Genomic DNA, 17858 nt, shown 5'->3' with positions numbered 1-17858 from the left:
GTAAAAGTATGAAATTAATCAAAAGTTTAGTTGTAGCTGCTGCTATAAGTGGTTTAGCTGTTACTGGTTCGTTAGCTGGTGACGATTTAGTTAAAAAGGGTGAAAAAATCTTTATGACTAAAAAATTAGGTAACTGTATTGCTTGTCATGATATTAATGGTAAAACATTAGATGGACCAGGAAGCATGGGACCAAAATTACAATATTTGTCAGCTTGGCCAGAAGAAGCATTATATGAAAAGGTTTATAATCCATATACTACTAACCCTATTTCACAAATGCCTGCATTTGGTAAGAGTGGTTGGTTAAGTGATGGCGAAATTAAAGCAGTTGTTGCATATTTAAAAACTATTAATTAAGATATAAAAGGAAATTACAATGATGAAAAGAAGAAATTTTTTAGGTTTAGGATTAGGTGTATTAGCAGCTTCAGTTGTACCATCAACTTTAAGTGCAGTTAATTACAGAACAGAAAAACCAAAAGCATGGGAAGCTGATAAAGTTGATACAGCAATTAATGAAATTTTTGGAACAAATGCTACTTCTGAAGGTAAAGTTAAATTAAAAGCTCCAGATATTGCTGAAAATGGTGCAGTTATCCCTGTAACTGTTTCTGCAAAAGCTGGGTCAAGAGTTGCTATTTTACAAGATGTAAACCCAGAAACTTTAGTTGCAGTGTTTGATGTTCCAAAAGGTGGAATCATTGATTACTCTATTAGAATTAAATTACAAAAAACTGGAAATGTTATTGCAATTGTTGAAGATGCAGGGAAGTTATATAAAGCTTCAAAACAAGTTAAAGTTACAATCGGTGGATGTGGTGGTTGATTTAATTCAACTTTTCACAAAAACACAAAAATTATAAAATATTAGAAAAAAGAAAAAAAGGAACTAATAATGGCTAAAAAAACTAGAATTAAAGCAAAGTTAAAAAAAGGCGTTGTAACTGTTAAAGCACTTGCTAACCACGCGATGTTATCTCATCAAGAAGCAAAAAGAGCAAAAAAAGAAGCTAACTGGATTACATATATTGTTGCAAAAGTTAATGGTAATATCGTATATGAAGTATCTAGTTCACAATTTTTATCAAAAAACCCATACTTTAAATTTAAGTTCAATGCAGAAGCAGCTGGAGCTAAAAAAGGTGATAAATTAGAGTTTACTTGGGTTGATATGAAGGGTGACACAAACACAAGTACAGGGAAAATTAAATAATTAATCACTCTTTTAGAGTGGTTAATAAGATACTTAATAAATAGGAGATATGTATGTTATTAAAAATTGCTAAGACAACTGTATTAGTTGCATTAACTGCTTGCGCATTAAATGCATCTGATTTCAATGCACAAGCTGAAAAAGATAGACTTGCTTTAATAAAATATTTTGAAGCAAAGTTTGAAAATCCAGAAAAAAATAGAAATACTTTTTTCCCATACTCAACTGATGATGAATTAAAAAATAATATCATGAGTGGATTAAAGCACCAAGATTTTGCTTTAGGAAACTATGCATTTTCTAAGAATGGTAGAGCTTCTTATGATGAAATCAAAGAATTTCCTCCAACAGAAGAATGGATAGAAGCTGGAGAAGAGTTATATAACAAAAAATTTGCTAATGGTAAATCTTTTGCTAACTGTTTCCCAAATCCAGCTGAAGCTGGGGCTGCTTACCCAATGTTTGATGAAAAAAGAAAAGAAGTTATCTCTTCTACACAAGCTATTAATGAGTGTTTAACTGCTAATGGTGAAAAGAAATGGGGAACTTCAAAAGGTAAATTAGCTCACTTACAATCATTTTTTGCTGCTTCTGCAACTGAAGAAGAAAAAGTTGTTAATGTAAAAATTGAAAGTGCTGATGCTGCAGCTGCATATGAAAATGGTAAAAAATATTATTATGCTCAAAGAGGGTATTTAAAACTTAACTGTGCAAGTTGTCACGTACAAGGTGCTGGACAAAGAGTTAGAAACGAATCATTATCTCAACTTCTTGGACAAACTACACATTTCCCAGTATATAGACTTAAATGGGGTGCAAAAAACCCTGCAAATGGTTTAGGTACACTTGAGAGAAGAATGTCTGGTTGTGTTAAAGATGAAGGTCAAGTACCACCAAAAGCTACAAGCAAAGAGATGAAAGATTTATTATACTTTATGGCATATATGTCAAATGGTATGAAATTTGATGGTCCAGACTTTAGAAAATAAGGAGAGATGAAATGAAAAAATTAATTAACTTAACAATCGCAGCTACGGCGGCATTAACATTTACTACATCTCTTCATGCAATGGATGAAAAGAAAGATTGTGATGTAAAAGCAAATGGTATTGAAAAAGTAATTGCTACTGCAAACAAATATAATGCAGAAGCAAAGAAAAAAGGTTTAGAATTTAGAAGATTAAATGTTAATAACTCTGATTTAATTAAATCTGTTGAAGAGGCTATTAAAACAGGTGCAAAAGAAGTTAATCCAATGCACTTTAAAGGTAAAAAGAAGTCTAAAACTAAATTAGAAACTAATTATGCTGCTGAAAGAGCTTGTAAATTTGCTATTACAGCATTGACACAAGATGAAGAAGCAAAAACTACTTGGAGATTGGCTGTACCAGGGGATGGGTATAAGTATTAATTCTTAGTTAGTAATAAAAAAAGTCAAGATTTTAATCTTGGCTTTTTTTCTGTAGATATGATGTATATGTATGAAATTAAAGGGAGAGAGAAGATGACAATTTTAAAGAAATTATTAATAGCTGCTAGTATTGCAGCTGTATGTTCAACAGGAAGTTTAGCTGCTGAAGTTACATCTAAATTTGTTGCAATATCAAAAGGTGTTAAGTCAATAGATATGGAATTGAATGATGAAAAATTCACTATCATGAGAAATCAGACTGCAGGAAATAAAATTTCACCTTTATATGAAACAACAAATAGAGGTATGCCTCAACCAATGAGTCTTGGAAAAGATGTTGAAACATTAGGAGAGTTAGAATTCATTGATTATATGAAAAAAGCTCAAACTGATGAAACTATTGCAATTATTGATTCAAGAAAGCCAGGTTGGTTTGATAAATTAAGAATTCCTGGAGCAGTTAATGTACCTTTTACCAATTTTGATGAAAAAGAGACTGCTATTGAAATGATGGAAGATGAAATGGGTGTTGTTCAAAAAGAAGATGGAACACTTGATTTTTCAAAAGCTAAAACTTTAGCATTATATTGTAATGGATATTGGTGTGGTCAAACTCCAGGTATGGTAGCAAGAGCTAAATATTCACTATTAAATATGGGATATCCAGCTTCTAAGATTAAATACTACAGAGGTGGTATGCAAGCTTGGACTTCACTTGGATTTACGGTAGTTGGAACAGGTAAATAATTTAGATTGTCTCTAAATTAAATGAAGGAATTAATAAATGAGTAAATTAAGTAGAAGAGAATTTGTTTATATGATGGCAGTTTTAGGTGCCGCTCCTGTATTTGCTAACTCTCATGGAAGAATGACAAATACAGATAAGTTAGAGGATTATTATAAATTAAAACCTCATGGTAATGTAAGACTTATGCATATGACAGATTCTCATGCACAACTTTTACCAGTATATTTTAGGGAACCTAGTGTTAATCTTGGTTTTCATGGTAACTATGGTAAACCTCCACATATTGTAGGTGACAAGTTATTAGATTATTATGGTATTAAAGGTGACAAAAGATTAGAGTATGCATATTCTTGTGTAAACTTTGAAAAACATGCAAAAGCTATGGGTAGAACTGGTGGTTTTGCACAAATTAAAACTGTTGTTGATTTCTTAAAAAACAATTTTGGTGCTGATAAAACTCTATTATTAGATGGTGGAGATACTTGGCAAGGTAGTGCAACAGCTCTTTACACTAGAGGTAAAGATATGGTTGGTGCTATGAATAATCTTGGTGTTGACGTGGCTGTTGGACACTGGGAATTTACATATAAAGCTGAAGAAATTTTAGAAAATGTAAAATTACTAGATGCTGAATTCTTAGCTCAAAATGTTATGGTTAAAGAAGATGCACTTATGGAAGGTACTGCTGAAGCGTATGATGAAGATACTGGACATGCATTTAAGCCATATACAATTAAAAAAATGGGTAATGCAAGAGTGGCTATTATTGGTCAAGCATTCCCTTATACAACTATTGCAAATCCTCAAAGATTTATTCCTGATTGGACTTTCTCTATCAATGATGACGGTATGCAAGAGTTAGTTGATGAAGTTAGAGAAGAAGAGAAACCAGATGCAGTAATTGTTCTTTCTCACAATGGTTATGATACAGATAAAAAAATGGCAGAAGTTGTAACTGGAATTGACTTTATTATGGGTGGTCATACTCATGATGGTGTTCCTGAAGCATATCCTGTTAAAAATGAAGCTGGCACTACTTATGTATGTAATGCAGGTTCAAACGGTAAATTTTTAAATGTTCTTGATTTAAATATCCAAAATGGAAAAATTAAAGACTTTAAATTTACTTTACTTCCAATCTTCTCAGACTTAATACCTGAAGAACCAGGAATGAAAAAATATATTCAAGATGTAAGAGCTCCTTTCTTAAAAGAGTTAACTAGAGAAATTGCTACAACTGAAAATACACTTTTTAGACGTGGTAACTTTAATGGTTCTTGGGATCAAATTATTTGTGATGCATTAATTGATGTAAAAGGTGCTGATATTTCATTATCTCCTGGATTTAGATGGGGAACTTCTGTAATGCCAGGTCAAACTATTACATTTGATGATTTAATGACTCAAACGGCTATGACTTATCCTGAAACTTATGCTAGAGATATCACTGGTGAGGGGATTAAGGCTATTTTAGAAGATGTAGCCGATAACTTGTTCAATGAAGATCCATTCTATCAACAAGGTGGAGATATGGTAAGAACAGGTGGTATTTCTTATAGAATTAACCCAACTGCAAAAATGGGTGAAAGAATTTCCAATATGACTCTTACTAAAAATGGTAAAAAGCTTGAAGCTTCTAAAAGCTATAAAGTTGCTGGTTGGTCAACTGTTGGTTCTAAATCACCAGGTGAACCAGTATGGGAGACTGTAGAAACTTATCTTAAAAATGTTAAGCATATTGCTAATTTAAAAGTTGATACTCCTGATATCGTTGGTATCAAAGGAAACCCTGGAATCGTTTAAGATTTTAGTTTAGATTGAAAAAAGTATAAAGGAAACTTTATACTTTTTCTCAATTTAATAGATGTTTTAATAAAAGCATCTATTAAGTTGAAAAAAAGGACAAAAATGATTAAAAAAGGGTTATTTTTAATTCTCTCTTTATTTATGACGATTTCATTATATGCAAACTTCCAAGAAGGAAAAAAACTATTTGAAAATAATTGTTCATCATGTCATAAAGAGTATATTTCATTTAAAAAATTAAAAGAGAATTTTTTTGAGAGAAATAATAAACTACTAAACTTAACAATTCCTACGGAAAACATGCTAGCTTGGGCAATTATGGATAGTGGGAAAAGAATTGGTGATCCAGAAGATTCCGATATGAGACAAATAGAAATTGAAGAATATTTAAAAGAATATTTAGCGAATCCAGATATCAATAATAGTATTTGTGATGAAAATGTTTTAAAATACTATGTAAAAAAAGAACCAATTAAAATTTCTGATGAAGAAGCAGAACTTTTAGCCCAATATTTTATGGGATATAAAGAAGATAGACAGAAAAAAGCACCAATAAAAAAGAAATCTTTAGCCGAAACTCCAGATGAACAGAAACTATTAGATAGAGCAAATACAGAAGGTAAACAACTTATAGTTTATGCAACTTCACAAAGCTGTTATTTTTGTAAAAAAATGGATAAAGATGTACTTGGTTTAGCTGATGTACAAAAAAAGATGAATGAAGATTATATTTTTGTAAAAATAGATGTTGATTTTGTAAAGCTACCATTTGGTTTAAAAAAACATTTTAAAGGTATGACTCCTACATTTTTTGTTTTAACTAGTGCAGGGGAGCTTTTAAATACTTATCCTGGAGCTTGGGTTAAACCGGACTTCTTAGAAATATTAAAGGAAAACCTATAATATGAATGATATTGGAAAAGTAATTGCTACATTTAGTGCAAAAAAGGGTCAAAGTGGATTACCTAGACCAAAAGTAAATAAATTAAATTTAATTTATGGTTTTGGTATTCAAGATGATAAATTTGCAGGTCAAGATGAAGAAAAAGCAGTAATGATTGTTGGTAAATATGCTTATGATTTGGCAGAAAAAAATGGAATAAAACTTGAACTAGGAAGTTTAGGTGAAAATATTTTGTTTGATTTTAATCCTCATGAGTATAATATAGGTAGCATATTACAAGTTGGAGATACAATATTAGAAATCACTCAATGTTGTACGATTTGTAATCATTTAGCAGTATTTGATGATGATTTACCCACTTTAGTTCAAGATTGTAGAGGTTTATATTGTAAGATACTTGAAGGTGGTGAAATATCAAAAGATATTTCTGTAAAAGTTTTAAAAGATTGGCAAGATAATAAAAAAGTTGCCTCTTAATAAAAGGATAAAAAGTGAAAAAAATCTTAGCAATATTATTAATTACAGTTTTTTCTTATGCAGAATCAACATTTAGTGATCCTCAACCAACATTTGATGAACCAAGAAAGATAGTTATTCAATTTTATGATTCTGAAATTAATAAAATAAATCATAATCTAAGTACAATTTATAATATTTTAAAAGAGTATCCTTCTGAGTCATTAAAAGTTGTAGTAGTAGCTTATGGGAATGGTATGAGAGCTCTAAGAAAAGATTATGATAAAGATACTATGACTCGTATAATTTCTTTAATGGAATATGATGTTGAATTTATAGGTTGTAGAAATACTATGGATACGATGAAGTGGGGTGATGATGAGTTTATTGAAGATATTAGTTTTGTACAAGCTGGGATTGTTGAACTAATTGAAAGACAAGTGGCTGGTTATACAGGAATTATTGCATACTAATTTGTAAGGATTATTAAATGTTAAAGAAAATATTAATTGCGAGTAGTTTATCTATTCTTTTAAGTTCTACTCTATATGCTTCAAAGATTTCAAGCGAAGAATGTGCTTCAAAAGGCGAAGATTTTATTTTTGCAGGTGGAGAATGTATTCAATATAATGAATCAGAAGGAGATGTAGAAGGTAAGTTAAATATAATTGTCCATGGTACTTGGGATGAAGGAACAAATACTTTAGGAAGATATGCTCCTTTTGCAGAAACTTTAACAATGTCAACAGATATTACATCAGTAGCAGTTGCACTTCCTGGCTACTCTGGATCGTCTACAAATAATTTTACTTCTTTAGCACATAAAGGTGAAAAAAATCAAGCTGCTAAAAAAGAGTATGTTTTATTTTTAGGAGATTTAGTAAAATCATTAAAAGAAAAGTACGATGCTAAAACTGTTACTCTAGTAGGACATAGTGCTGGAGCTATGATGAGTGCTACTTTATCTGGATTGAAACCAGAATTAGTTCAAAACTTTGCATTAGCTGGTGGTAGATATGATATTCATAAAGAAGAAAAAGGTAATTTGATATCAATGATTGATGTTCTAGATTCTATAAATAAAAATGCTAATTTCTTATTTATTTATGGAACTAATGATGATATCTCTAAACCAGAAGTGACAACAGAGTTTTTCAAAATAGCCAAAGACAAAGGTTTAAATGCTAAGTTGATAAAAGTTGAAGGTGCTGGGCATATTGATTTAGATATGACTGATGAATCACTTGAAGCAATAACATCTATGCTTGAAGAAGAGTAAAGTACTAATTATTAATTAGAAAATATACTAGAAAATTTAGTGTAAACTAATTTAGTTTACACTTTAAGAAATTATAGTATTAACTACTAAATAATTAGCAATTATTAATGTCGCTAAAAGTGTAGTGCTTTTTAAAAACAAAATGTCATTTTTCTTACCTAAGTCTAAATCTTCATTTCTTTTAAAACTACTCATAATCTATCCTTTTTAGTGATTTAAAATAATCATTTTTGATTATATAATAAAATATTAACAAAAAAGCGTCTTCTAAATGACTCATTTTATAATTTTTGTGAATATTTATAAAGTATTGTAACTAATAAATAAACTTAAGTCAAGTAAAAGATATAATGATTAAAAGTTTTATTTTTAGAAAATAATAATATAATAGAGATAAAAATAAGTATCAGGATAAGTAATGGACAAAAAGAAACAAATTGCATTTAATTTAAATAATTTTTTACTTTCTATTTCAATTGCATTAGATTTAGCAGAAAATGATTTAAAAAACACAACTCCAAATCATTCAAAAAGAGTTGCTTTTTTAAGTCTAAAAATTGCAGAAAAATATAATTTAACTCCTCAAGAAATGTCGGATTTATGTGCGTACTCTTTAGTTCATAATATTGCTTTAAAAAAAGAGAATAATTATACGAAAGAGTATTATGAACTTACACAAGAATGCGTAGACAAATTACCTTTTTTATGCGGATATAAGAATGTATTAAAGTATCATAATGAATACTATAATGGAAGTGGAATATTTGGTATAACGGGGAAAGAAATTCCTTTATTAGCGCAAATCATCTCTTTTTCTCACTTATTAGATGAAAAGTTTGATTTAAGTGGTAAAGATATTGAGAATAGAAAAGGAATAATCAAATTTTTAGAAAGAAATGAGAATAAACTTTTTTCTGAAGAAATAGTAAATCATTTTCTTGATGTTGCTTCTTCTATTGATTTTTGGTTAGATATTCAAAATGAAAATGATATTTTATTTTATATTTTTGGAACTTTACATGATTTTACTTCAAGTCCAACATTTGAAGAAGTATTATCTTATACTACAATTTTTTCTGACCTTGTTGAAGAGGATACAGATTTTATTGATAAATGTTCTAAGATGGCTGATTTTTATAGTTTTGAGCATAAAGATAAACAAACGTTTTTAATTGCTGCATCATTACATCATATTGGTAAGCTTGCTATTCCAAATGATATATTATGCAAAGAATCAAAATTAACTGATGATGAATATGAAATAATGAAATCATATCCATACTACACAAAGAAAATATTAAGTAACCTAATGGGCTTTAATGATATAACTAATTGGGCTTGTAGAATCCAAGAAACTATAGATGGAACAGGATATCCTTACAAATTAAAAGGAAAAGATTTAAGTTTAAAAGACAGACTTATGTCTGCTTTAAATATATATCAATCTCTAAGGAATAAAAAGCCATACAGAGATGCTTTTAATCATAAAAAAGCAATTGGTGTAATGTCTGAATTAGTAAATAGAGGTAAATTAGATAAATCAATTGTTGAAGATATTCATGTTCAATTAGTTTAAATATATTTTGCCTATTTGGCAAAATATATTTATTTGTTTATTCCGATGTAGTTGTTAAGTTTAACATTTTCCAAGAGTACATACCCCCTCTGTACCAAAGGAGTTTGTCTTGAGGAAAGCCAATTTTTATCAAGTTATTAATAGCGAATGTTGATTGAGGACACCATGGACCATTACAAAATAATAAAAGTTTTTTAGCTTTAGAGAAATCATATTTTCCTTCACTTATTTCTTCTACTCCAACCATTTCTAGTACATCATAGAAATCATCTGGATATTTATCTTTATTAAAATATGTAAACGGAATATTTTCAGCAGTTGGAATTGTCATCTGTAAAAACCAATCAGGAAGTCTTGCATCAATTAGAAGCATATCTTCATTTGATTGTGATTCTTCAATAAATTTTATAACTTCTACTTCTCCTACAGTTTTTACTTTATCATTTATATTCATTGGTGTTATCTTACCAACTGTTGTTACAAATTTTTTAACACATTTTTCAGGAAGTTTTGCATTTGCATAATTACCTGACCAAATATTTTTAGGATCAGCACCATTGATTTTACGACATTCTTCGTCATGCATTCTTTTTATTATAAACTTTGAATCATCTTTTTCAATTGAGACACCATCTCCTCTTAAGTTTAAATCATTTGCATAATTTGCAGTTGAAATAAGTCCTAATATTAAAAGAATTTTTAATAACTTAATCTTCATATTTACTCTCCTAAGTATAAAATTTAATATAAATAAATATTATAATAATAAAATATGATAAAACTTAAATAAAAATTATAGCTTTGTAGAATCAATAAAATAATATATCTTTTTTCTATAATTAATATATAGAGGTGATTGTTATGCTAAAAGATATAAATATAAAAATTAATGGGTTAACAGAAAAAGTATCTTTAGAAGTTGTGAGTGCTTTAAAAGATATAGTAGATAATTTTTCTTCTTTAGATTTTAGAAGATTAGAAAAAATTGTCATTACCTCTAATTTTGAAAGAGATGTTGAAAGTTTAACAAGTGCAAATCAAACATCTTTTAAAAATAGATATAGAGCAAATCAAGACACTTATGCAGTAGTTTTAACAATACCAAAAAAAGATGATTTTGAATTAGTATTAGTTATAAAAACCTCTTTTATTACAAATATTCTCACTAGTCATGAAAAACAAAGCTATAAAGATGCTTTTCATATAATTCACCATGAACTTGCGCATATTCATGATAACAATAAAAAAATTGATATATTTAAAGATTTAATGAAAACAACTAAGTATAAAGGAAAAAGTTCAATTTTATTTCCAATTGCAGAAGAGTGTTGGAGTGAATATATAGCAAACTACATATCATCAAATAGTGCATTAGAAACTCAATTCCCTAAAATTATGGCAAAGAACTTAATAAAAAAAATAAATAGTGCAAGTCAAAATATAAAAACTCAGCTTTTAGCTTTTAAAATAAATAAAAAAAGAGATGATTTGCTATTTTCTTCAATAGAAGATATAAAATCTCTTTTAAAAACAGCCGCTTATTTACAAGGCTATTTACATGGATTTAACATGACTTTAGAAGAATTAGATTATGACTCAGATTATAATTTAGAGTGTTCATATTTTAAAGATATATGGGAAGCAATGCAATATGAATTTTATTCTATGAAAGAGATTTATCCAGATGGTTTTATAAATTTATCAATCTATCAAGATTTAGCATTTTACATTGATGCTTTCTTTAATCAAATGGGAATAGTATTTGATATGAATGAAAAAGGGGATTTAGAAATTAAAGTAATGTATTAAAACTTATGATACAATTTCTTCAATTTTTATTGGAGAAGTATTATAAAATCAAACTCTATTGCCTTTAAATTTGCCTTTATATCAGTTTTACTTTGGTCTACAGTTGCAACTGCCTTTAAAATTTCATTAAAGTATTTGTCTCCAGAAGAACTTGTATTTTATGCTTCTTTGTCATCTTTTTTTGTATTGTTTTTTGTAATCATTATTCAAAAGAAACTTCATTTAGTAAGTATACATGTAAAAACTAATTCACTTATGACTTTAATATTAGGTTCTATAAATCCATTTTTGTATTATCTTGTTTTATTTAAAGCTTATGATTTACTCCCTGCCCAAGAAGCACAAGCAATAAACTATACTTGGGCTTTAATGTTAGCATTTTTATCTGTTCCTTTATTAAAACAAAAGCTTACCTTTGGTGATATAGTTGCTGGAATAATTTGCTATTTTGGTGTTTTAATTATTTCTACAAAAGGTGAACCTTTTAGTTTAAACTTTTCAAATCTTGATGGTGTTTTACTTGCATTGTTAAGTACAGTACTTTGGGCACTTTATTGGATTTTTAATACTAAGTCTAAGAGTGATCCTGTTGTAAGTCTATTTTCAAACTTCTTATTTGCATTGCCTATGATAGGAATATATTTGTATTTTACTCAAACAATTGTTTTCCCTGATATAGAAGGGATTTTAGCAGCTATATATGTAGGTTTTTTTGAAATGGGAATTACTTTTCTTTTTTGGTTAAAAGCTATGCAAACAGCAGAAAATACTGCAAAGATTGCAAATCTTATATTTATCTCTCCTTTTCTTTCATTAATACTTATTTATTTTGTATTAAATGAACCTATTTTTATCTCCACATTATTTGGATTATCTTTTATAATTCTTGGTTTAGTAATTCAACAGAAAAGTAAGTAAAATAGCATTAGAATAGCATTAACATGCTATTTAGTTAAGTTGTTATAAAATTGTATAAAAATTATATATAAATCACTAATATTTTAAGTTTCATTTTATTTTTTCTATGAAATAATGACTAATAATAATTTAGTACTACTTTTAGTACTACTAAAATTTAATTAGGGAAAAGAGTAAGATGGCTAAGCAAAAAAACTCTCGTGCAGTTATAAAAAATGTTATTAATAAACATACTAAAAAAGATAAAAAAGAGATATCTCAATTAACAATTAAAATTGATAAGAAGTTAGATAATGCTTTAGTAATTCTTTCGAATCAAATTAATATTTCAAAAAATCGTCTTATAGAAGATATATTGTATGAAAGCGGTATATTAGAAGAAGTTGATGAAAATTATATAGGTTAAAATATGCACAAGTTTCCAAATCAAGAAGAAATCATAGATGCTGTAACTAGAGGAATAAGAACTGCAAAAGCTAATTATTCCCATTGGACAGCAGATGAACTTTATCTTTCTTATGCTCCTGCTAAGTTTCTTACAATCCATGTTTCTCAAGAAATAGCAAAACTTTCTAACTCTCCAGAGATTTTTATTGATGCTACTGTTGCAGATATATTAAGATGTTCTTTACCTAATAGGGCAGGATTTAGAGACTTTATGAAAGAAAAGTATTTAACACAAGATGTTATGTGTTTGACTTTAGATGAAAGATTCGAACATAAAACTGATAATGATTCTATTTCAAGAGTTATAATGAGTATAAAAAATGGTGTTAGAAATGTTCAAGAAGAGTATAAGAGTGAAGTAGAAAAAATGTGTAAAATGTTAGAAAGGGAAAGACAAGAAGATTCTACTCTTGATTATGGAGTATTTGCTTTTTATCTTGATATTTCTAATAGTGCAAGAAAGAAAACACAAAAAAGACTTGATGAAATAATTGAGTCGTTTGATAAAATCGTATCAAGTCATAAGAACTTGAAATCTAATTTTAAAGGGGGAGAGATAAATATAATTGATAACATCGGCGAATGGTGCGTAGGTTGCTATATTATAGAACCTACTTTTTAATTAGATTGCAAGAGCAACTCGTTGCTCTCTTAAGGATTTGCTTCTTTAGAAATGGCTTTGCCATTTTGTGAAAAGAAGTAATTAAATGAGGTCCCTTGTAAAATAGGGACTATTTTATAAGGAGTATATATGAAATTAACAAAAATTGCTAGTGCATTAGCACTAAGTGCAGCAGTTGCTAGTTCACTAGTTGCAGCTGATACAGTAAAAATCGGTGTACAAGCACCAATTACAGGAAAATACGCAAATGAGGGGCAAAGTATAGATAACTTTGTAAAACTTATTGTAGATGAGAAGAATGCTCAAGGTGGTCTTTTAGGTAAGAAAATTGAGGTTGTTACTTGTGATGATGAAGCAAAAGCTCAAAAAGCAGCAGTTTGTGCTAAGAAATTAGTAAATGCAGGTGTTTTTGCAGTAATTGGTTCTTATACATCAGGAGCAACGGAAGCAGCTCAAACTACATATTATAGAAATAAAGTATTACAAACTTCAGATGGTACATCTGATTCTTTAATTGCTAAAAAATATTGGACTTTCTTTAGAAATTCATTTCCAAACTCTTCACAAAGTGATTTTACAGCTGAATATTTTGTAAATGTAAAAAAATATAAAAGAATTGTAGTATTATCTGATTATTCTTCATATTCTGCAGGACTTGGTGATTCAACTGAAGCTTCAACAAAAGCACTTGGTGGAAACGTAATTTTTAGAGGAAAAGTTAAATCTGGTACTCAAAACTTTACAGCAGTTTTAACAAAAATTAAATCTATGAACCCAGATGTAATTTATTATTCTGGTTATTATACTGATGGTGGGTTAATTAGATCTCAACAAGCTCAATTAGGAATTAAAGCTGATTTTGTTGGTGGTGATTCAAATGATAACCCAGATTTCTATAAACTAGCTGGGAAAGCTGCTGAAGGTACAGTTTTAATTAACTTCCCAACTCCAGAAATTTTACCATACCCAGAAGCTAAAAAGTATTTAGGTGATTATAAGAAAAGATTCCAAATGGATCCTCCTTCAATTTGGCCTGTTACAAATGCTGATGGTTTAAGAGCAGTTATTGAAGGTGTTGAAAAAACAAAATCTTTTGATACTAAAAAAATCTCTGACTATATTAGAAATACAATGAAAGACTTCCCAGGTATTACTGGACCATTCAACATTAGAGAAGATGGTGAAAGAGTTGGAGCTAAGTTTGTTGTTTATAATATGAAAGCAGATGGAACTAAAGAAGTAGTAAAATAATAAGGTAAATTAAAATGGATATTTTTCTTCAACAGTTAATAAATGGTTTAACTATAGGAAGTTTATATGCATTGGTTGCTTTAGGTTATACTATGGTTTACGGTGTGATGAAGTTAATTAACTTCGCACACGGTGACCTTGTAGCCTTTTCAGCTTATGTGGGACTGACTATTTTTACACAATTATTTGGGGCAAGTGCGGCTTCATTTATTAATATCATTATTATCTTTTTATTAACAGCAATTATTGTGGCTTTTATAGGTGTTCTTCTTGAGCGTCTGGCTTATAGGCCTTTAAGAACGGCACCAAGACTTAGTGCAGTTGTTTCTGCACTTGGTGCAGCATTAGTAATTCAAAATGGAATTATGCTTATTTGGGGACCAAATATGCAAATCTTTCCTGCTGATTTATTACCAAGCACCTCTTGGAATTTTGGTGGTGTAATTATTTCATTTACACAAGTTTGTATTTTAGCATTATCAGCAGTTTTAATGGCAGCACTTTTTATTTTTATTAATAAAACAAAAATGGGTACAGCTATTAGAGCAACTGCAATTGATCAAGATGCCGCAAAACTAATGGGTATCAATGTAAATAGAGTTATTATGACTATTTTTGTTATTGGTTCTATGCTTGGAGCTATTGGTGGATTGTTTATTGGACTTTATTATAGAGCGTTAACATTTGATATGGGGTGGCTTTATGGCTTAAATGCCTTTATTGCAGCAATTATTGGTGGTATTGGTAATATTCCAGGAGCTATGCTTGGGGGTTTAATGCTAGGGTTATTTAATGCACTTATTGCAGGATATATTTCAACAGAATGGGCTGAAACGTTTACATTTATTTTACTAATCGTAATTTTAATTGTAAGACCTACCGGTATTCTTGGTGAAAAAGTAGCGGAGAAAGTATAATGAATAAAACAACACTTATAGCTATTTTATTTATAGTAATAATGGCATTTTTTCCAATGTTAGTTGATTCTGCTTGGCTTTCAATTGGTATTACTTTTTTAGTATTTGCTACAGTAGCTTTTTCTCAAGATATTATCTTAGGACGTGCTGGTGTGTTTAATATGGGTCATGCAATTTTCTTTGGACTTGGTGCATATACAACAGCAATTTTAAATGTTCATTTTGGTTTTGAAATTATTGCTACTTTGCCATTTGCTATTATATTTCCAGCAATTGTTGCAGTTTTATTAGCCGGTCCAATTATTCACTTAAGAGGTGATTATCTATTAGTTGCAACTATTGGATTTAATATCATCTTTGAACAAGTTTTATCAAATGATATATTTGGATTAACTGGTGGACCAAATGGTATTTTTGGTATTGATGTAGTTAGAATCTTTGGATATGAATTATTCTCTGATACAGCAATTTATTATATTGCCTTTGGATTATTATTACTAACATTCTTAATCATTAGAAATTTAGATTCTTCAAGATATGGAAGAGCTTTATACTATATTCATAAAGATGAGATTGCAGCAAAATCTATGGGAATAAATGTTCCATATTTCAAACTATTTGCATTTGCATTAGGTGCAGCAATTGCAGGTGCTGCTGGTTCAGTTTTTGCTATCCAGTATTCAGCTGTTTCTCCTGAATCATTCTCTTTCATGCAATCAGTTATGTTCTTTGCAATTGTACTTGTAGGTGGTTCTGCATCACTTCCTGGTGTTATTATTGGAACATTTGTAATGTTTGTACTTCCAGAACTTTTTACAGAGTTTAAAGAGTCAAGATATTTAATCTTTGGTGCAGCAATGGTGCTTACAATGGTGCTTAGACCAAATGGTGTTTGGCCTGCAAGTTTTGGAAACATACCTAATTTTTTAAGGCCTAAAAAAGAAGAAGGAGCTAAATAATGGAATACGTTTTAGAAATAGAAAATGTATCTAAATTTTTCCATGGTTTAGTTGCGATTGATGATTTAACTATTAAAGTAAAACCTGGTCAGATTTATGGAATTATTGGTCCAAATGGTGCTGGGAAGACTACTCTTTTTAACTGTGTTACAGGTATTTATGTCCCTGAAAAAGGAACTATTAAATACAAAGGTAAAGATATTACAGGAACAGAACCTCATAAAATTGCCCAAATGGGTGTTTTAAGAACGTTTCAAAATATTAGACTTTTTAAAGAGATGAGTGTAGCTGAAAATATTATGGCTGGATATCATACGAAATCAAAACAAAAATGGTATCACTCAATTTTTCATACACCTTTTTATAAAAAAGATGAATTGGAATCTTGGAAAAAAGTTGAAGAACTTATGAAGTTCTTTAATCTTTCTAAGTTTGCAACAACACCAACTGGTGATTTATCATATGGAAATCAAAGAAAAGTAGAAATGGCAAGGGCATTAGCTGCAAATCCAGAACTACTTATTTTAGATGAACCAGCAGCTGGTCTTAATGAAAATGAAACTAAAGAACTTACTGAGATTATTAGAGATATTAGTAAAATGGATATTGGTATTATGATGATTGAGCATGATATGGAAATGGTAATGAATCTTACTGATTATATTACTGTTATTAACTTTGGTAAAGAGATTTCTCAAGGTGAACCATCGTTTGTTCAAGATGATCCACGAGTTATTGAAGCTTATATTGGAACAGATGATGAAGAAGAGGAGCAATTGTAACTATGGTAAATAACGAAATATTACTTGATGTAAAAGATTTAGAAGTAAGTTATGGAGCTATCGCTGCTATTAAAGGAATCAATATTCATGTAAGACGTGGTGAAGTAGTAACAATTCTTGGAGCTAATGGTGCTGGGAAAACTACAACTTTACAGACCATATCTGGTCTTTTAAAAGCTAAAGCTGGACATATTGTTTTTGATAAAAATGATATTACAAAGTGTGAAGCACATGATATTGTTGCTCTTGGTATGTCTCATTCTCCTGAAGGAAGAAGAGTATTTGGAACACTTACTGTAGAAGAAAATCTAATGATGGGTGCTTATACACTTAAAGATCATGATAAAGAGACTTTAGAATGGATTTATGACATTTTACCAAGACTTAAAGAAAGGCGAAAACAATTTGCTGGAACACTTTCTGGTGGTGAACAACAAATGCTGGCAATTGGTCGTGCAATCATGTCAAAACCAAAACTTTTAATTCTAGATGAACCAAGTTTAGGACTTGCTCCAATTTTGATAAAAGCAATTTTTAAGGCTGTAAAAGAGATTGCACAAAGTGGAGTAACAGTACTTTTAGTTGAGCAAAATGCAAAAGCAGCTCTGAAATTAGCCGATCGTGCGTATGTTTTAGAAGTAGGTAAAATTACCCATGAAGGAACAGCTGAAGAACTTCTAAATTCTAAGAAGATTCAAGAAGCTTATTTAGGAAAAAAACACTAAATAAAAAATATAAAAAAAGTTGAAGAAAAATTT

Annotated in this window: 23 protein-coding genes; 21 read left to right on the top strand and 2 right to left on the bottom strand. The window is 29.4% G+C overall.

Annotated elements, in window-relative coordinates:
* Positions 1-8: 8 nt before the first annotated feature.
* The 11 genes from soxX to BT997_RS06235 all read left to right on the top strand — a co-directional run bounded on the left by soxX (position 9) and on the right by BT997_RS06235 (position 7819).
* Complete coding sequence (gene soxX / locus BT997_RS06285) at positions 9-359, top strand: sulfur oxidation c-type cytochrome SoxX (protein ID WP_072680605.1); 351 nt, start codon at positions 9-11, stop codon at positions 357-359.
* Positions 360-378: 19 nt separating this feature from the next.
* The gene (gene soxY, locus BT997_RS06280; protein WP_072680604.1) at positions 379-828 is read left to right on the top strand and encodes a thiosulfate oxidation carrier protein SoxY; all 450 of its coding nucleotides are present in this window, start codon (positions 379-381) and stop codon (positions 826-828) included.
* Positions 829-897: 69 nt separating this feature from the next.
* Complete coding sequence (gene soxZ, locus BT997_RS06275; RefSeq protein WP_072680603.1) at positions 898-1215, top strand: thiosulfate oxidation carrier complex protein SoxZ; 318 nt, start codon at positions 898-900, stop codon at positions 1213-1215.
* Positions 1216-1268: 53 nt separating this feature from the next.
* On the top strand, positions 1269-2204 hold the full coding sequence (gene soxA, locus BT997_RS06270) for a sulfur oxidation c-type cytochrome SoxA (RefSeq protein ID WP_072680602.1): 936 nt from the start codon (positions 1269-1271) through the stop codon (positions 2202-2204).
* 11 nt (positions 2205-2215) lie between these two features.
* Entirely contained in the window at positions 2216-2626 is a 411-nt protein-coding gene (locus BT997_RS06265; protein ID WP_072680601.1) for a hypothetical protein, read from the top strand.
* 93 nt (positions 2627-2719) lie between these two features.
* Positions 2720-3373: a rhodanese-like domain-containing protein gene (locus BT997_RS06260; RefSeq protein ID WP_072680600.1), complete on the top strand. Its 654-nt coding sequence runs from the start codon at positions 2720-2722 to the stop codon at positions 3371-3373.
* A gap of 37 nt (positions 3374-3410) precedes the next feature.
* Positions 3411-5177 (top strand): thiosulfohydrolase SoxB, encoded by a 1767-nt coding sequence (soxB, locus tag BT997_RS06255; RefSeq protein WP_072680599.1) that lies wholly within the window; start codon positions 3411-3413, stop codon positions 5175-5177.
* A 105-nt stretch (positions 5178-5282) separates the two neighbouring features.
* Complete coding sequence (locus BT997_RS06250) at positions 5283-6083, top strand: thioredoxin fold domain-containing protein (RefSeq protein WP_072680598.1); 801 nt, start codon at positions 5283-5285, stop codon at positions 6081-6083.
* A 1-nt stretch (position 6084) separates the two neighbouring features.
* A complete protein-coding gene (locus BT997_RS06245) occupies positions 6085-6561 on the top strand; it encodes an MOSC domain-containing protein (protein WP_072680597.1) in 477 nt (158 codons plus the stop codon).
* 14 nt (positions 6562-6575) lie between these two features.
* Positions 6576-7013, top strand: coding sequence for a DsrE family protein (locus BT997_RS06240; protein WP_072680596.1), 438 nt, complete (start codon positions 6576-6578; stop codon positions 7011-7013).
* A 17-nt stretch (positions 7014-7030) separates the two neighbouring features.
* Positions 7031-7819 (top strand): alpha/beta hydrolase, encoded by a 789-nt coding sequence (locus tag BT997_RS06235; RefSeq protein ID WP_072680595.1) that lies wholly within the window; start codon positions 7031-7033, stop codon positions 7817-7819.
* A 63-nt stretch (positions 7820-7882) separates the two neighbouring features.
* Here BT997_RS06235 and BT997_RS15680 read toward each other — a convergent pair whose 3' ends face one another.
* Positions 7883-8014, bottom strand: a complete 132-nt coding sequence (locus BT997_RS15680; protein WP_258239436.1) for a hypothetical protein — start codon at positions 8012-8014, stop codon at positions 7883-7885.
* 223 nt (positions 8015-8237) lie between these two features.
* On the opposite strand from BT997_RS15680, the gene BT997_RS06230 reads away from it, so the two are divergent.
* The gene (locus BT997_RS06230) at positions 8238-9395 is read left to right on the top strand and encodes an HD-GYP domain-containing protein (protein ID WP_072680594.1); all 1158 of its coding nucleotides are present in this window, start codon (positions 8238-8240) and stop codon (positions 9393-9395) included.
* A gap of 37 nt (positions 9396-9432) precedes the next feature.
* On the opposite strand, the gene BT997_RS06225 is transcribed toward BT997_RS06230, so the two are convergent.
* Positions 9433-10113 carry a rhodanese-like domain-containing protein gene (locus BT997_RS06225; RefSeq protein WP_072680593.1) on the bottom strand — a complete coding sequence of 227 codons (681 nt, stop codon included), beginning with the start codon at positions 10111-10113 and terminating at the stop codon, positions 9433-9435.
* 143 nt (positions 10114-10256) lie between these two features.
* Between BT997_RS06225 and BT997_RS06220 the strand changes: the two genes are divergently transcribed.
* The 9 genes from BT997_RS06220 to BT997_RS06180 all read left to right on the top strand — a co-directional run bounded on the left by BT997_RS06220 (position 10257) and on the right by BT997_RS06180 (position 17825).
* Entirely contained in the window at positions 10257-11204 is a 948-nt protein-coding gene (locus tag BT997_RS06220; protein ID WP_072680592.1) for a hypothetical protein, read from the top strand.
* Between the two features lie 39 nt (positions 11205-11243).
* Entirely contained in the window at positions 11244-12122 is an 879-nt protein-coding gene (locus tag BT997_RS06215; RefSeq protein WP_072680591.1) for a DMT family transporter, read from the top strand.
* Positions 12123-12300: 178 nt separating this feature from the next.
* Positions 12301-12528: a hypothetical protein gene (locus tag BT997_RS06210; RefSeq protein WP_072680590.1), complete on the top strand. Its 228-nt coding sequence runs from the start codon at positions 12301-12303 to the stop codon at positions 12526-12528.
* Positions 12529-12531: 3 nt separating this feature from the next.
* Positions 12532-13191, top strand: coding sequence for a hypothetical protein (locus BT997_RS06205; protein WP_072680589.1), 660 nt, complete (start codon positions 12532-12534; stop codon positions 13189-13191).
* A 129-nt stretch (positions 13192-13320) separates the two neighbouring features.
* Complete coding sequence (locus tag BT997_RS06200) at positions 13321-14442, top strand: branched-chain amino acid ABC transporter substrate-binding protein (RefSeq protein ID WP_072680588.1); 1122 nt, start codon at positions 13321-13323, stop codon at positions 14440-14442.
* Between the two features lie 14 nt (positions 14443-14456).
* A complete protein-coding gene (locus BT997_RS06195; RefSeq protein ID WP_072680587.1) occupies positions 14457-15359 on the top strand; it encodes a branched-chain amino acid ABC transporter permease in 903 nt (300 codons plus the stop codon).
* Positions 15359-16318 carry a branched-chain amino acid ABC transporter permease gene (locus BT997_RS06190; RefSeq protein ID WP_072680586.1) on the top strand — a complete coding sequence of 320 codons (960 nt, stop codon included), beginning with the start codon at positions 15359-15361 and terminating at the stop codon, positions 16316-16318. The genes BT997_RS06195 and BT997_RS06190 overlap by 1 nt, the downstream gene beginning before the upstream one ends.
* Positions 16318-17100, top strand: coding sequence for an ABC transporter ATP-binding protein (locus BT997_RS06185; RefSeq protein ID WP_072680585.1), 783 nt, complete (start codon positions 16318-16320; stop codon positions 17098-17100). The genes BT997_RS06190 and BT997_RS06185 overlap by 1 nt, the downstream gene beginning before the upstream one ends.
* A 2-nt stretch (positions 17101-17102) precedes the next feature.
* Positions 17103-17825 carry an ABC transporter ATP-binding protein gene (locus tag BT997_RS06180; RefSeq protein WP_072680584.1) on the top strand — a complete coding sequence of 241 codons (723 nt, stop codon included), beginning with the start codon at positions 17103-17105 and terminating at the stop codon, positions 17823-17825.
* Positions 17826-17858: the final 33 nt, after the last annotated feature.

The sequence above is a fragment of the Arcobacter sp. LA11 genome, assembly GCF_001895145.1.
GTDB lineage: Bacteria > Campylobacterota > Campylobacteria > Campylobacterales > Arcobacteraceae > Halarcobacter.
The sequence above is the reverse complement of the archived record's forward strand: the minus strand, read 5'-3'. Positions and strand labels throughout refer to the sequence as shown.

What these genes read in the sequence shown, in the direction of transcription:
- soxX (WP_072680605.1), top strand. Translation starts at nt 9, where the DNA reads ATGAAATTAATCAAAAGTTTAGTTGTAGCTGCTGCTATAAGTGGTTTA.
- soxY (WP_072680604.1), top strand. Translation starts at nt 379, where the DNA reads ATGATGAAAAGAAGAAATTTTTTAGGTTTAGGATTAGGTGTATTAGCA.
- soxZ (WP_072680603.1), top strand. Translation starts at nt 898, where the DNA reads ATGGCTAAAAAAACTAGAATTAAAGCAAAGTTAAAAAAAGGCGTTGTA.
- soxA (WP_072680602.1), top strand. Translation starts at nt 1,269, where the DNA reads ATGTTATTAAAAATTGCTAAGACAACTGTATTAGTTGCATTAACTGCT.
- BT997_RS06265 (WP_072680601.1), top strand. Translation starts at nt 2,216, where the DNA reads ATGAAAAAATTAATTAACTTAACAATCGCAGCTACGGCGGCATTAACA.
- BT997_RS06260 (WP_072680600.1), top strand. Translation starts at nt 2,720, where the DNA reads ATGACAATTTTAAAGAAATTATTAATAGCTGCTAGTATTGCAGCTGTA.
- soxB (WP_072680599.1), top strand. Translation starts at nt 3,411, where the DNA reads ATGAGTAAATTAAGTAGAAGAGAATTTGTTTATATGATGGCAGTTTTA.
- BT997_RS06250 (WP_072680598.1), top strand. Translation starts at nt 5,283, where the DNA reads ATGATTAAAAAAGGGTTATTTTTAATTCTCTCTTTATTTATGACGATT.
- BT997_RS06245 (WP_072680597.1), top strand. Translation starts at nt 6,085, where the DNA reads ATGAATGATATTGGAAAAGTAATTGCTACATTTAGTGCAAAAAAGGGT.
- BT997_RS06235 (WP_072680595.1), top strand. Translation starts at nt 7,031, where the DNA reads ATGTTAAAGAAAATATTAATTGCGAGTAGTTTATCTATTCTTTTAAGT.
- BT997_RS15680 (WP_258239436.1), bottom strand. Translation starts at nt 8,014, where the DNA reads ATGAGTAGTTTTAAAAGAAATGAAGATTTAGACTTAGGTAAGAAAAAT.
- BT997_RS06230 (WP_072680594.1), top strand. Translation starts at nt 8,238, where the DNA reads ATGGACAAAAAGAAACAAATTGCATTTAATTTAAATAATTTTTTACTT.
- BT997_RS06225 (WP_072680593.1), bottom strand. Translation starts at nt 10,113, where the DNA reads ATGAAGATTAAGTTATTAAAAATTCTTTTAATATTAGGACTTATTTCA.
- BT997_RS06220 (WP_072680592.1), top strand. Translation starts at nt 10,257, where the DNA reads ATGCTAAAAGATATAAATATAAAAATTAATGGGTTAACAGAAAAAGTA.
- BT997_RS06210 (WP_072680590.1), top strand. Translation starts at nt 12,301, where the DNA reads ATGGCTAAGCAAAAAAACTCTCGTGCAGTTATAAAAAATGTTATTAAT.
- BT997_RS06205 (WP_072680589.1), top strand. Translation starts at nt 12,532, where the DNA reads ATGCACAAGTTTCCAAATCAAGAAGAAATCATAGATGCTGTAACTAGA.
- BT997_RS06200 (WP_072680588.1), top strand. Translation starts at nt 13,321, where the DNA reads ATGAAATTAACAAAAATTGCTAGTGCATTAGCACTAAGTGCAGCAGTT.
- BT997_RS06195 (WP_072680587.1), top strand. Translation starts at nt 14,457, where the DNA reads ATGGATATTTTTCTTCAACAGTTAATAAATGGTTTAACTATAGGAAGT.
- BT997_RS06190 (WP_072680586.1), top strand. Translation starts at nt 15,359, where the DNA reads ATGAATAAAACAACACTTATAGCTATTTTATTTATAGTAATAATGGCA.
- BT997_RS06185 (WP_072680585.1), top strand. Translation starts at nt 16,318, where the DNA reads ATGGAATACGTTTTAGAAATAGAAAATGTATCTAAATTTTTCCATGGT.
- BT997_RS06180 (WP_072680584.1), top strand. Translation starts at nt 17,103, where the DNA reads ATGGTAAATAACGAAATATTACTTGATGTAAAAGATTTAGAAGTAAGT.